The sequence below is a fragment of the Cupriavidus taiwanensis genome, from assembly GCF_900250075.1.
Taxonomy (GTDB): Bacteria; Pseudomonadota; Gammaproteobacteria; order Burkholderiales; family Burkholderiaceae; genus Cupriavidus; species Cupriavidus taiwanensis_C.
In genome coordinates this window covers 894,893-907,326 of record NZ_LT977071.1, presented here as the reverse complement: position 1 = coordinate 907,326, position 12,434 = coordinate 894,893, and the positions used below count along the sequence as shown (strand labels likewise).

Annotated in this window: 12 protein-coding genes; 5 read left to right on the top strand and 7 right to left on the bottom strand. The window is 66.8% G+C overall.

The features are described from left to right. The first annotated feature begins 101 nt into the window (after positions 1–101). On the top strand, positions 102–1,685 hold the full coding sequence (locus tag CBM2588_RS20540; protein WP_115682229.1) for an aldehyde dehydrogenase (NADP(+)): 1,584 nt from the start codon (positions 102–104) through the stop codon (positions 1,683–1,685). A gap of 11 nt (positions 1,686–1,696) precedes the next feature. Here the strand turns inward: CBM2588_RS20540 and CBM2588_RS20535 are convergent, their stop codons facing one another. Next, complete coding sequence (locus CBM2588_RS20535) at positions 1,697–2,623, bottom strand: LysR family transcriptional regulator (RefSeq protein ID WP_115682228.1); 927 nt, start codon at positions 2,621–2,623, stop codon at positions 1,697–1,699. Between the two features lie 210 nt (positions 2,624–2,833). Here CBM2588_RS20535 and CBM2588_RS20530 point away from each other — a divergent pair, with 210 nt between their 5' ends. The 3 genes from CBM2588_RS20530 to CBM2588_RS20520 all read left to right on the top strand — a co-directional run bounded on the left by CBM2588_RS20530 (position 2,834) and on the right by CBM2588_RS20520 (position 5,710). Continuing rightward, positions 2,834–3,490 carry a dienelactone hydrolase family protein gene (locus tag CBM2588_RS20530; RefSeq protein WP_115682227.1) on the top strand — a complete coding sequence of 219 codons (657 nt, stop codon included), beginning with the start codon at positions 2,834–2,836 and terminating at the stop codon, positions 3,488–3,490. A 156-nt stretch (positions 3,491–3,646) separates the two neighbouring features. After that, the gene (locus CBM2588_RS20525; protein ID WP_115682226.1) at positions 3,647–4,492 is read left to right on the top strand and encodes a TauD/TfdA dioxygenase family protein; all 846 of its coding nucleotides are present in this window, start codon (positions 3,647–3,649) and stop codon (positions 4,490–4,492) included. A 186-nt stretch (positions 4,493–4,678) separates the two neighbouring features. Further along, positions 4,679–5,710 (top strand): AraC family transcriptional regulator, encoded by a 1,032-nt coding sequence (locus tag CBM2588_RS20520; RefSeq protein ID WP_115682225.1) that lies wholly within the window; start codon positions 4,679–4,681, stop codon positions 5,708–5,710. A gap of 34 nt (positions 5,711–5,744) precedes the next feature. On the opposite strand, the gene CBM2588_RS20515 is transcribed toward CBM2588_RS20520, so the two are convergent. After that, positions 5,745–6,740, bottom strand: coding sequence for a Bug family tripartite tricarboxylate transporter substrate binding protein (locus CBM2588_RS20515; protein ID WP_115682224.1), 996 nt, complete (start codon positions 6,738–6,740; stop codon positions 5,745–5,747). Positions 6,741–6,853: 113 nt separating this feature from the next. Continuing rightward, positions 6,854–7,915 (bottom strand): 3-keto-5-aminohexanoate cleavage protein, encoded by a 1,062-nt coding sequence (locus tag CBM2588_RS20510; RefSeq protein WP_115682223.1) that lies wholly within the window; start codon positions 7,913–7,915, stop codon positions 6,854–6,856. 220 nt (positions 7,916–8,135) lie between these two features. Here CBM2588_RS20510 and CBM2588_RS20505 point away from each other — a divergent pair, with 220 nt between their 5' ends. Beyond that, positions 8,136–9,182, top strand: a complete 1,047-nt coding sequence (locus CBM2588_RS20505) for a phytoene/squalene synthase family protein (protein ID WP_115682222.1) — start codon at positions 8,136–8,138, stop codon at positions 9,180–9,182. A 36-nt stretch (positions 9,183–9,218) separates the two neighbouring features. Here the strand turns inward: CBM2588_RS20505 and CBM2588_RS20500 are convergent, their stop codons facing one another. The 4 genes from CBM2588_RS20500 to CBM2588_RS20485 all read right to left on the bottom strand — a co-directional run bounded on the left by CBM2588_RS20500 (position 9,219) and on the right by CBM2588_RS20485 (position 12,310). Then, positions 9,219–9,875 (bottom strand): DUF799 domain-containing protein, encoded by a 657-nt coding sequence (locus CBM2588_RS20500; protein WP_115682221.1) that lies wholly within the window; start codon positions 9,873–9,875, stop codon positions 9,219–9,221. Next, complete coding sequence (locus CBM2588_RS20495) at positions 9,872–10,321, bottom strand: DUF4810 domain-containing protein (protein WP_115682220.1); 450 nt, start codon at positions 10,319–10,321, stop codon at positions 9,872–9,874. Before CBM2588_RS20495 ends, CBM2588_RS20500 begins: the two co-directional genes overlap by 4 nt. Positions 10,322–10,363: 42 nt before the next feature. Then, the gene (locus CBM2588_RS20490; protein WP_115683673.1) at positions 10,364–11,035 is read right to left on the bottom strand and encodes a CsgG/HfaB family protein; all 672 of its coding nucleotides are present in this window, start codon (positions 11,033–11,035) and stop codon (positions 10,364–10,366) included. A 267-nt stretch (positions 11,036–11,302) separates the two neighbouring features. Further along, positions 11,303–12,310, bottom strand: a complete 1,008-nt coding sequence (locus CBM2588_RS20485) for a Bug family tripartite tricarboxylate transporter substrate binding protein (protein ID WP_092316187.1) — start codon at positions 12,308–12,310, stop codon at positions 11,303–11,305. Between the last annotated feature and the right edge of the window lie 124 nt (positions 12,311–12,434).

Sequence of the window (12,434 nt, the reverse complement as noted above, 5' to 3'; positions counted from 1 at the left end):
AGGGTTGGGGAGAGGGCCGGAGCCTCCACGAAGTCACGGCGCACGCCAGCCCCCTTCCCGTTCTGAACGCACGCCTGCCAACGCCTTTCACAAACCCCACCATGACCCTCACCGGCAACCTCCTCCTCGGCCAACAGTCACCCCGCGGCACCCACGGCACCCTCCACGCCATCGACGCCGCCACCGGCGCCACGCTGGAACCCGCCTTCGGCGGGGCCACGCCCGCGCAACTCGACCACGCCTGCGCCCTCGCCTGGCAGGCGTTCGATACCTACCGCGAAACCGCCCCCGAGCGCCGCGCCGATTTCCTCGACGCCATCGCCACCAACATCCTGGCGCTGGGCGATGCGCTGGTCGACCGCTGCGTCGCCGAATCCGGCCTGCCGCGCGCCCGCATCGAAGGCGAGCGCGGCCGCACCGTGGGCCAGCTGCGGCTGTTCGCGAACATGCTGCGCCAGGGCAATTTCCTTGAACTGCGCGTAGATCCGGCCCAGCCCGAACGCAAGCCGCTGCCGCGCCCGGACCTGCGCCTGCGCCAGATCCCGCTGGGACCGGTGGCGGTATTCGGCGCCAGCAACTTTCCGCTGGCATTCTCGGTCGCCGGCGGCGATACCGCATCGGCGCTGGCCGCGGGCTGCCCCGTCATCGTCAAGGCGCATCCGGCGCATCCCGGCACCTCCGAGCTGGTCGGCCGCGCCATCCAGCAGGCCGTGGCCGGCATGGACCTGCCCGAAGGGACGTTCTCGCTGCTGTTCGACGCAGGGCTGGAAATCGGCCAGGGGCTGGTGCGCGATCCGCGCATCAAGGCGGTGGGCTTCACCGGCTCGCGCGTGGGCGGCATGGCGCTGATGGCGCTGGCTGCAGCGCGGCCGGAGCCCATCCCTGTGTTTGCCGAGATGAGCAGCGTCAACCCGGTGCTGCTGTTTCCGCATGCGCTGGCCAGCCGCGCCGAAGCCATCGGCACCGCCTTCGCCGATTCGCTGACGCTGGGCGCGGGGCAGTTCTGCACCAATCCCGGCCTGGTGCTGGCGGTTGCAGGGGACGACCTTGACCGCTTCCTGCAGGCTGCCTCGGCACGGCTGGCCACACTGCCCGCGGCGACCATGCTGACCCCCGGCATCCATCGCGCCTATTGCGCCGGCGTCGCGTCGCTGGCCGGGCACGCGCAGGTGCAGACCGTTGCGCGCGGCGCGGCAGGATCCGCCACGCAGGGGCAGGCCGCGCTGTTCGCCACCGACGCCGCCGCCTTCCTCGCCGACCCGGCGCTGCGCCACGAAGTCTTCGGCGCCGCCGCGCTGGTGGTGCGCTGCCGTGACCTTGCCGAAATGCGGGGCGTCATCGACGCACTGGAAGGCCAGCTGACCGCCGCGCTGCATCTCGACGACGCCGACCATGACGCCGCCCGCGCATTCCTGCCCGCGCTCGAACGGCTGGCGGGGCGCATCCTGGTCAACGGTTTCGGCACCGGCGTGGAAGTTGGCCATGCGATGGTGCATGGCGGTCCGTGGCCGGCGACCTCCGACGGCCGCAGCACCTCGGTGGGCAGCCTGGCGATCGCGCGCTTCGTGCGCCCGGTCAGCTACCAGGACATGCCGGCCGGGCTGCTGCCCGCGTCGCTGCGCCCGGACAGCCCGCAGCGGCAGCACTGGCGCGTCGACGGCAAGCTGCCTGGCAGCGCCGACTAAACACCAGCGCGCTAGCGCGACAGCGCCCGCAACGCATCGATCAGCAGGCTCATCGATGCGGTCGGCGGGCGGCCGCGCCGCGTGACGATGCCATACGGCCCCAGCTTGCGCGGCAGCGGCAGCGGCAACACCGTCAGCGCGCCCAGCCGGCCGTAGTAGGCCGCCACCGACTCCGGCAACACCGCGATCAGTTCGCTGTCGGCCAGCAACGAGGTGGTCATCAGCACCGCCGCGGTCTCGATGGTCGACGGCGGCGCCGGCACGCCGGCATCCTCGAACGAGCGGTCGATCAGCGCGCGCATCGGGCTCGGGCGCGGCTGCATGATCCACGGGTAGCGCGTCAGCTCGGCGAACGACAGCTTGCGCCGCCGCGCCAGCGGATGCTGCGGCCCGACCACGATCGCCAGCCCCTCGTCGCCCAGCTGCTCGAACTCCAGCCCGCTGCTGTCCCAGCCATCCGGCACCCGGCCCAGCACAACGTCGAGCTGGTCGCGCTCGAGCTGCGGCATCAGCACATCGCTGGTTTCCACATGCACCGCCACCTCCAGCCGCGGATGATCGCGGTTCAGTTGCCGGATCACGTCGGCAAGCAGCCCCGGCGTCGGCGCCATCACCGCGCCAACGCGCACGCGGCCGATCTTGCCGGATTCCAGCGCCACCAGCTCGTCGCGCAAGCCGCCCATATCCGCGAACACCAGCCGCGCATAACGCGTCGCCGCCAGTCCGAAGCGCGTCGGCCGCAGCCCGCGCGCATGGCGCTCGAACAGCGGCACGCCGAGCAGGTCTTCCATGTCCTGCAGCATCTTGCTGACCGCGGGCTGCGTCAGCGTCAGCGCTTCCGCGGCCTGGCGCAGCGAGCCGCGCTCTTCCACGGCAAGCAGCAGGCGCAGGTGCTGCATCTTGAGGCGGCCGTGCAGGGTGCTGACGGGTGGGATCATGGGAGCGGTGAAGGCGCGGAGGCAAGGACAGGCTCGCGCCCGTGAGCGCAAATTCTTATCGCTTTGCCCGGGATGGTCAACCTGCGGAGATTGCGCCACCGGTGGCTGGCCCCGCTGCCATGCCCGCCCTATAGTGGAAAGCGAGGCGGCCGCTTGTCACCCACGGTGCTTCGGGGCCGCATCCGATACATCCCAGGGGAGGCCAGCGTCATGCATGGCGATGCCAACACCACCGAGGTGACGATCCCGGCCGCCGGCGTGATCTTGCAAGGCGTGCTCGCGCTGCCCCCGGGCGCCACGGCACTGGTGCTGTTCGCGCACGGCACCGGCAGTTCGCGCCATAGCCCGCGCAATCGCTACGTGGCAGCCGAACTCAATCGCTGCGGCATGGGAACCTTGCTGATGGACCTGCTGCTGCCCGACGAAGACCAGGTGCAGGCGATCCGCTTCGACGTCGCGTTGCTGGCCGAGCGGCTTGCCCATGCCACCAGCTGGGTCACGCAGCAGGCCGGCATGCCAGCTCAGCTGGGCTACTTCGGCGCCAGCATCGGCGCCGCCGCATCGATTCGCGCCGCCAGCATGTCGCCGACCCCGATCGGCGCCATCGTCTCTCGCGGCGGCAGGGTCGACCTGGCAGGCGCCGACGCCCTTGCCACCCTGCCGACACCGACCATGCTGATCGTCGGCGGGCTCGATGTCAGCGTGCTGGAACGGAACGAGTCCGCCTTCGCCCAGCTGTCATGTCCGAAGAAGCTGGTGATCGTGCCCGGCGCTTCCCATCTGTTCGAAGAGCCCGGCGCGCTGCAGTCGGTGGCCCGCCTGGCGGCGCAATGGTTCGAGCGCTATCTGTGCAAGGCATCGTCCTGAGCCACGTGTGAGGACGGTCGCGCCCCGCGTGTCGCCAACTGGCAAGTCAATGTCCCTGCAAAGTAAGCAGCTAAGCGGGGGCGCGCCTGATACTCGCCTGCAATAGGCCGGACACCGCACAGTCCGACCATTGACCGAGCTGCAGGAGACACAGCAATGAAGATCAGGCAAATCACCCCCGCCATCGGCGCCGAGATTTCTGGCGTCAACCTCGGCCAGGCGGCACGCGATCCGGCGCTTTTCGCCGAGATCCGTTCGGCGCTGCTCAAGTTCAAGGTGCTTTTCTTTCGCCGGCAAGAGATCTCGCGCGCCGATCACGTGGCCTTCGCGAGCGGCTTCGGCAAGCTGGAAGACCATCCGGTGGTCGGCAGTGTGCCCGAGCATCCCGGCCTGGTGAAGGTCTACCGGAGCGACAACCCGCACAGCTACGAGAACAGCTATCACTGCGACGGCCTGTGGCGGCCCAATCCGGCCATGGGGGCGGTACTGCGCTGCATCGAATGTCCCGAGATCGGCGGCGACACCATCTGGGTCAACATGGCGAAGGCCTACGAAGAGCTGCCCGAGGAGATCAAGCGCAAGATCGACGGCTTGCGCGCCCGGGCAAGCATCGAGCACAGCTTTGGCGCGGTCATGACGCCCGAAGACCGGGCCAGGCTGGCCAGCGAACATCCGCCGGTAGAGCATCCGGTGGTGCGCACCCATCCCGAGACCGGCGAGAAGATCCTGTTTGTCGGTGCCTCGTTCACGACCCACTTCACCAACTACAGCACGCCGGAAAACGTGCGCCACGGCATCGACAAGTCGCCCGGCGCTGCGCTGCTGCTCAACTACCTGACCAGCCGCGCCACCATTCCCGAGTACCAGGTACGCTGGGCCTGGCAGCAGGGCGATGTTGCGGTGTGGGACAACCGCAGCACGCAGCACTACGCCGTAAACGACTACTACCCCGCACCGCGCAAGCTGGAGCGCGCCGGCATCGTCGGCGATATCCCCTACTGACGCGCACGCGCAGGCAAGTGCATCCGCGCTGCCGGCGGTGCGGATGCCGTCGACGTGAACGTCGGCTGTCATGCGCAGGTTGAGCCGCGCGGCGGCTTCGACACGAGGAACATCGCGGGTTATCCTCGCTTGACAAGGCATGGCGGCTATTTATCATGGGCTGTCAATTTTCTGCGTCCGTTCCAGATGTCGTTACTTGTGCGCGCAGCAGCCCTCACCAACTACAGCGAGGTCGCCCGGGCCGCCGGGCTGGATCCGGTGCGGATGCTGTTTGACGCAGGGTTGAGTCCAGGCGTACTGCGCGAGCCTGACCTCAAGATTCCGGTCGAGCGTTTTGGTCGGCTGCTGCAGGCCTCCGCCGACATGTCGGGCAATGAGAGTTTCGGCTTGTGCATGGCAGAGTCACGCCTGCTGTCCAATCTTGGGGCGGTAGGCATGCTGGTCCGCGACCAGGCGACGCTGCGTGATTCGCTCGAGATGCTGATGCGCTACCAGCCGATGCTCAATGGTGCGCAGTCGCTGGCGGTCGAAGAATGCGGCGAACTGGTCATCATCCGCGAGACGCTGATCGCTGGCAGTGCGCACCAGCCGACTCGCCAGAGGATGGAGCTTGCGCTCGGCGTCATGGTGCGATTGATACGCCAGCTGCTCCGGCCCGACTGGCAGCCGCTGCGCGTATGCTTCGAACACTCCGCGCCGCGCGACCTCAGCGCCCACCATCGTTTCCTGGGCCCTCGCATCGAATTCAATTGCGATTTCAACGGCATCGTCTGCGCGAAGGCCGATCTCGATGCGCGCAATCCCTGGGCCGATCCGGCGATGGTGCGCTATGCGCAGCGGCTGATCGACAGCTCCGCCATGTCGCAGCGGACCACGATGCGCGAGGACGTGCGCCGCGCGGTCCTGTTGCTGTTGCCAGGCGGGCGCTGCAGCATCGAGCAGGTGGCCGAGAGCCTGGGCGTGGTGTGCCGCACGGTTCAGCGCCGCCTGGCCGAAGAGGGGCAGAGCTTCTCGGCAATCGTCAATGAAGTGCGCGCGGAACTCGCGACCCGTCATGTCATCGAGAGCGATCGTCCCCTGACTGAAGTGGCGGCGATGCTGGGCTTTTCCGCGCTAAGCGGTTTCTCGCGCTGGTATCACGTGCAATTCGGTTGCAGTCCCAGGGAGAGCCGCATCGGGCGCCGGCCAGCGGCGCCTTCGACGGCAAGCGGGGCATAACGCTCCGTGAACAGGATTTGCTGACCGGCCTGGATCATTCATCCAGCCGGATCTTCGCATCGGCCGCGATCTTCGCCCAGGCCTGCAGATCATGGCTGACGGTCTCGCCAAACTGCACCGGGGTCTTCACCGGCGGCGGCCCGAAGTTCATGGTCTTCATCATCGTTGCAAGCTGCGGGGACGCCTGGATCTTGTTGACCTCATCGGCCAGCCGCTTGACGATGGCCGGGCTGGTTCCCGCGGGAGCGAACATGCCGAACCAGCCCGTCAGGTCGAACGGATAGCCCTGCTCCCCCATGGTCTTGACGTCCGGCAGCTTCGGCGCGCGCACGTTGCCGGTGACGGCAATGGCGCGGACCTTGCCGGCGCGCAGGAAAGGCACGGGCGCGGCCGGGTCGGTCCAACCGATTTTCACGACCCCCGACGAAAGGTCGGTCAATAGCTGATTCGAGGTCCGGTAGGCGACATGCTCCGCCTTGATGCCGGTCTGCTTCTTGAGCCATTCCATGGTGAGCTGCCCTGAAGAACCCGTGGCCCAGCTCGCGTAGCTGTACTTGTCCGGGTTCGCCTTCAGCAGCTGGACCAGCTCCTGCAGGTTGTGCGCCGGCAGGTCGTTGCTGACCAGCAGCAGCACGCCACCCTCAGCCGTCGCGGCAATGGGGACAAGGCTCTTCTTCGGGTCATACGGAAGATTCTTCAGCACCGCCGGGGCGACGACCTGGTTCGATGCCGTGGTGTACAGGATCGTGTATCCGTCCGCAGGCGCCTTGACTACGGCGCTGGTCCCGATGACGCCACTGCCGCCCGGGCGGTTTTCAATGACGACCGGTTGCTTCAGGACCACCGACAGGCGTTGCGCCATCACGCGTGCCAGGGCATCGGTTCCTGATCCTGCCGACGATGCAACGACCATCTGGATCGGGCGCATGGGCCAGGCTTCTTCCGCCTGCACCGAGCCGGCCGCGGAGCACGCCAGCAGCGATCCCGCGCCCAGCGTGACAGCAGCGAGCTGTTGAGTTCGCGATGCCATTGCCTACCTCCATGTACTTGTCTTGTTGACGCTCGGTTGCTGTTTCCATGTGCATCGCCCTGGCGGCAGGGCGACGCACATGGCCGGGCCGAGTGAGGCGCTCGAAGGTTTCCTTACATGCACTCGGCCTTGCGCAGGAAGCCCTGGTGGCCACCGTTGCGATTGGGGGCAAAGCCATTCTTCTGCAGCGTCTCTTCCACGGTGTCGTAGAAGACCCCAAGTTGCAGGATCTCCCGGGTCTGCTGCGCGGTGGCGATGGGGCGGCCGAATTCGCCGGCGATGCGCACCAGTTGCCTGATCTGCTCGACCGTGCTCATCTTGCCCGTGCGGGTCTGGTTCCACAGCACGTCCTCGATGCCGCACCGCACATGCAGGCCCAACGCCATCCCGATCATGTTGATGGGCAGCACATTGAGCACCGAGCTCTCCACCGTGACCACGGCGCCGTCCGGCACGGCACGCAGAATGTTGGCCAGGTTGTAGATGTTGGCCTGGTCCATGCCGCCGCTGATGGCCACCCAGTTCATCACCAGCGGTCCCTTGTAAACGCCGCGGCGGATCATCCGCTCGATGGTCTCGAAGCTGTTGATGTTGTAGCACTGGAACTCGCTTTGGATGCCGGCGGCGGTCAGGCGGCGGACATGCTCCTCGAACCAGCTGGGATTCGAGGGCACGACCATGTCCTTGTAGGTGCCGTAGAGGTGCGCGAATCCGCGCGAAACCCCCTTGAAGTCATCCACGCCGGCATGCTCCGTCACGTTCATCTGCGAGGTGTTGACGGTCACGGTCACCTGGTCGGGCTTCGGATCGAGTTCGGCCAGCATATGCCGCGTGTCATCGTCGAGCCATTTGGCTTCCTGGCCTTCTTCCGGCGCGAAGCTGATCGAGCCTCCTACCTGGATGACAATTTCGGGGCACGCAGCGCGCACCCCGGCGATCAGTTCGTTGAACTGGGACAGGCGCTTGCTGCCCTTGCCGTCGGCTTCGCGCACATGCAGATGCAGCACGCGTGCACCGGCTTCATAGCAGTCCACCGCCTTCTGGATCTGATCCTCCATGGTGACCGGGATATCTTCTGGAAAGTCCGACGGGATCCATCCCGGCGCATAGGGCGCGGCGGTGATGATCAAAGGCTGCTGGTTTTCGGGATACAGGTGGCCGTCAAGGAAGTTCATGCTGGTTGGTCTCCAAGGGTGAGATGCGAATCCGTTTATTCGAGGACCTGCGCGACGGTGGAATCATCTGTCCCGGTGCAACGTTCCGCTTTTCCTTGCATGCCCCGGACTTTCCCCTTGGTGACAAGGCGCGAGCGACGCCGCAGGTACAATGTGCCGGCCCGCGGCCTTGCCGAGCGGGCGCATCCACGCCAATTTCTCAAGGAACAGGTCACCACCGATGCGCGACACCAGCCGGGCATTCCTCCTCGGTCCGCTGCTCAAAGGCGTGTCGCGTTCGTTCTACCTGACGCTGCGCGTGCTGCCCGCGCGCATGCGGGATCCGGTGGGGCTGGCCTATCTGCTTGCACGCGCCGCGGACACCATTGCGGATACCGCGCTGGTCGCGCCGGAAAGGCGGCTGGCATTGCTGCTGTCGCTGCGCGAGCAGGTCAACGGCGTGAGTGCCGGGGTGGCGTCGACGCCCGACTTCGCGGCGGAAGTGGCAAGCCGGCAGGAGCAGTCCGACGAACGCATCCTGCTCGAGTCGCTTGCACACGCGCTGGCGGTGCTGGCGCAACTGGAGCCGGCAGACCGCGGCGCGGTGCGGCAGATCGTGTCGACGCTGACCGAAGGGATGGAATTCGACCTGCGCACGTTCCCCGATGAACGCGCGGGGCACATCGTCGCGCTGCGCGAGGTGGAGGACCTGGACCGCTATACCTATCTCGTCGCCGGCTGCGTGGGGGAATTCTGGACCCGCATGGCCGCCGCCCACATGCCCGGCGCGATCGGCAATGTCGACGACATGCTGCGCCGCGGCGTCCGCTTCGGCAAAGCCCTGCAGATGACCAATGTGCTGCGCGACTGCGGCAAGGACCTGCGCATCGGCCGCTGCTACCTGCCCGAGCCGATGCTGGCGCGGCACGGTCTGCATCCGCAGGACCTGCTGCGCCCGGGCGCCTCCACGCTCGCGCGCCCGCTGATGTTCGAGCTGGTGCGCTTCACGCTGGAGCACTTCGAACAGGCGCTGGCCTATACGCTGGCCATCCCGGCACGCTTCGTCAGGCTGCGGCTGGCCTGCCTGTGGCCGGTGCTGATCGGCATGGAGACGCTGAAGCGCCTGGTGCGCAATGACGACTGGCTCGATCCCGCCAGGGCGTCGCGGTTGCCCCGCAGCGGAGTCTACCGGATCCTGGCGGGCTCGTTGCCGGCGGTGCTGTCGAACCGGCTGTTGCGCTTCTGGTTTGCACGCCAGAAGCGCGATATCTCCGCCATCATCCGCTGAGGCGGGCACCGCCGGTGCCGCGCCGGCGGGACGCCCTTAGTCGGACTGGTACTTCGGCGAGCGCGGCCCATACAGCAGGCCGCCAGGCTGTCCCGCCGCCAGCAGCCGGTAGCTGGTGCTGCCTGCCACGGTATAGCTGGCGTCCATGGTGTGGTTCATCGCCTGCGTGATGGCCGCACTGATCAGCATGCCGATCAGACCGCCGCCGCTGCTGGAGCTGTCGGTGGCAGCCACCGCGGTGCCGGACCACAGGACGTCGCCGTTCCTCAGGTCGACCAGCTTGGCGTTGGCCGCGACCCGGGTCACGCTGCTGAGGATCTGGTAGCGCGAGCCATACTCGGTCACGGTGACGTACAGCGCCGCGTCCGCGCCGAAGATCTCGTGCAGCTTGGCCAACGGCACGGCATGGATGTCGTCCGGCACGGTCAGGCCGTTCTGCCGGAAGGTTTCGTCGACCACGGCCACGGGCAGCACGTAGTAGCCCGATTCCGCCAGCGGGAAGGTGGCTTGCGACAGCATGGCATAGGTGGCCTTGATGTCAGGCGACGTGTTCTGCGGCGGCAGGACCACGATCGAGCGCGGCCGGCTGGCCTTGAAGGCGGCGTAATCCACCTGCTTGGTCGGCACGGCACAGCCGGCGAACAGCATGGCCATGGCCACGCCAGCGACATAGGTGAGGAGCCGGCGCATCATTGGGGATTCCTTGCGGTGGTGGTGGCGGTGGCGGTGGCGGTGCCACTATCCTTGCCGGCGGCGGCGCCGGTCTTGATCTCGGTGCGGGTGTCGCTCTTCACGTTCCTGAGCAGGAAATCCATATAAGGCGCCGATTCCGGAAACAGCGTCTTCTCGGTCTGGAATTCCTTGATCATCTGGTCGCCCTTGCCGATGTTCAGGTACAGCAAGCCAAGCTGGGCGTGATAGCCCGGCGGCACCGAGCCGCTCTGCGCCTGGATCTTCTGCAGCCCGCTTTCCAGGGCCGTGATCTGCGCTTCCCTGGATTCGCCCTTGAAATATTCGTAGACCTGCGTCTGGTAGCCCTCCCACTGGTACATGGGCTTGGGCGCCGCGCAGCCGGCAAGCAGAAGGCTGCCGGCGGCCGACAATAATGCTGCGCGCTGCAGCATGACCGTGTTCATCATTGTTGTTCTCGTTGCGTTGGATTCAGCGCCGCGACCGGGCGCTTACTGCTGGACCGGCTTCCAGGCGCCGGTCTCGATGGCGCTGACCAGGTTGTTCACGGCCTCGCGCATGGCCAGGTCCATGACCTTGCCGTTGAGCGTCGAGTCATAGCTTGCCGTGCCGCCAAAGCCGATCACCTCGCGGTTCGACAGCTTGTATTCGCCCGCGCCTTGCGTGGCATACACGACTTCCGAGGTACTGATGTTCACGATGTTAAGGTTGACCTTGGCATAGGCCACCTGTTCGCGGCCGCGGCCGAGGATGCCGAACAGCTGCACGTCGCCGACTTCCTTGCGCCCGAATTCGGTGATATCGCCGGTCACCACATAGTCGGCGCCCTTGAGGCGTTGCGCCTGGTTCTTGATCGCTGCCTCGCGCCTGATCTCTTCCAGGTTCTCGCGCTCCAGCACATTGAAGCGGTTGGTCTGCTGCAGATGGGTCACCAGGCTGGTCTTGGCCTGCCCGCTCAGGCGGTCGATGCCGTCCGAGAACACGCCGCGCATGTAGTTGGAGCGGTTGTCGAACTTGCCGACGGCAATCGGCGTGCGCACGCCGTTATAGGGCCGGCTGGCGCTTTCCACCTTCTGCACCGGCAAGGCGGTCGAGGTCTCGGTGGCGCAGCCTGCCAGCAGCAGCGCGGCGGCGGCCGCGCCGAGCAGGCCGCACGATGTCATGATCTTCACTTGGTTTTCTCCCTGTTGTGATTGAGCGGATGCCATGGCGCACACGCACCATGGCGGCCCGCGGCGCGCCATGCTACACCGGGTCCTGCGAGGGAAAGTCAACCTGGATCAACGGGCTGGCGTGGCGGGGCGCACGGATCGCTGTTCTGTCTTACGGCAGGCTTTGGCAAATCCTTAGCCACGCGCAGTGACGAACCAAAAAAAAACCGGCCCAAAGGGCCGGTTCGATGCTGCGGACGGCAAGCGCCGGGCGGATGCTCAATCCACCGTCGCCCCCGAAGCCTTCACCACCTTCGCCCACTTGGCCGTTTCCGACTTCATGAACGCGGCCAGCTGGGCCGGCTTTTCCGGGTTGGGCTCGGCGCCCTGGTCGGCCATCTGCTTCTTCACGTCCGGCATGGCCAGGATCTTCACCACTTCGGCATTGAGGCGGTCGACGATGGCCTGCGGGGTGCCGCCAGTGGCGTACAGCGCGAACCACGAGGTGGCTTCATAGCCGGGCACGCCCGATTCGGCCACGGTCGGCACGTTGGGCAGCGCCGGCGAGCGCTTGGCCGAGGTCACGGCCAGCGCGCGCAGCTTGCCCGCCTTCACGTGCGGGTACGACGACGGCATGTTGTCGAACATCAGGCCGATCTGGTTGCCCAGCAGGTCGTTCACGGCGGGGGCGCTGCCCTTGTACGGGATGTGCTGGATATGCAGGCCGGTCATCGAGTTGAACAGTTCGCCCGACAGGTGCATCGACGAGCCGCTGCCCGACGAGCCGTACGACAGCTTGTCCGGGTTGGCCTTGACGTAGGCAATCAGTTCCTTGATGTTGTTGACCGGCACCTTGGGGTTGGCGACCACCAGGTTCGGCACCATCGCCACGCGGCTGATCGGCGCGAAGTCCTTGACCGGGTCGTACGGCAGCTTGGAGTACAGCGACTGGTTGATGGCGTGCGTGCCGATGGTGCCCATGAACAGCGTGTAGCCGTCGCCCGGGGCCTTGGCGGCCAGCGACGCGCCGATGTTGCCGCCCGCGCCCGGACGGTTGTCGATCACCACCGGCTGGCCGAGTGCCTTGCCCAGCTGCAGGCCGACGATGCGGGCCAGGATGTCGGTGGTGCCGCCGGCCGAGAACGGCACGATCAGCGTGATCGGCTTGGTCGGATAGCCGCCCTGTGCATGGGCCGCGCCGGCAAAGCCGGCGATGGTGGTGGCCAGTGCCACGCCGGCGGCAAGCAGGCGGCGGCGCGTGGTGGAGGTCTGGGAATCTTGTCTCATCGGTAATGCTCCGGTGCTATATCGTTCCGGCGGTCATCGGTACCGCGGGAGGTTGTGCTGAATGGCGTGATTGCCGTTCCCGAACGGAGCGCGCACACGCGCGCTGCCGGTGGGCGGCCCGCTT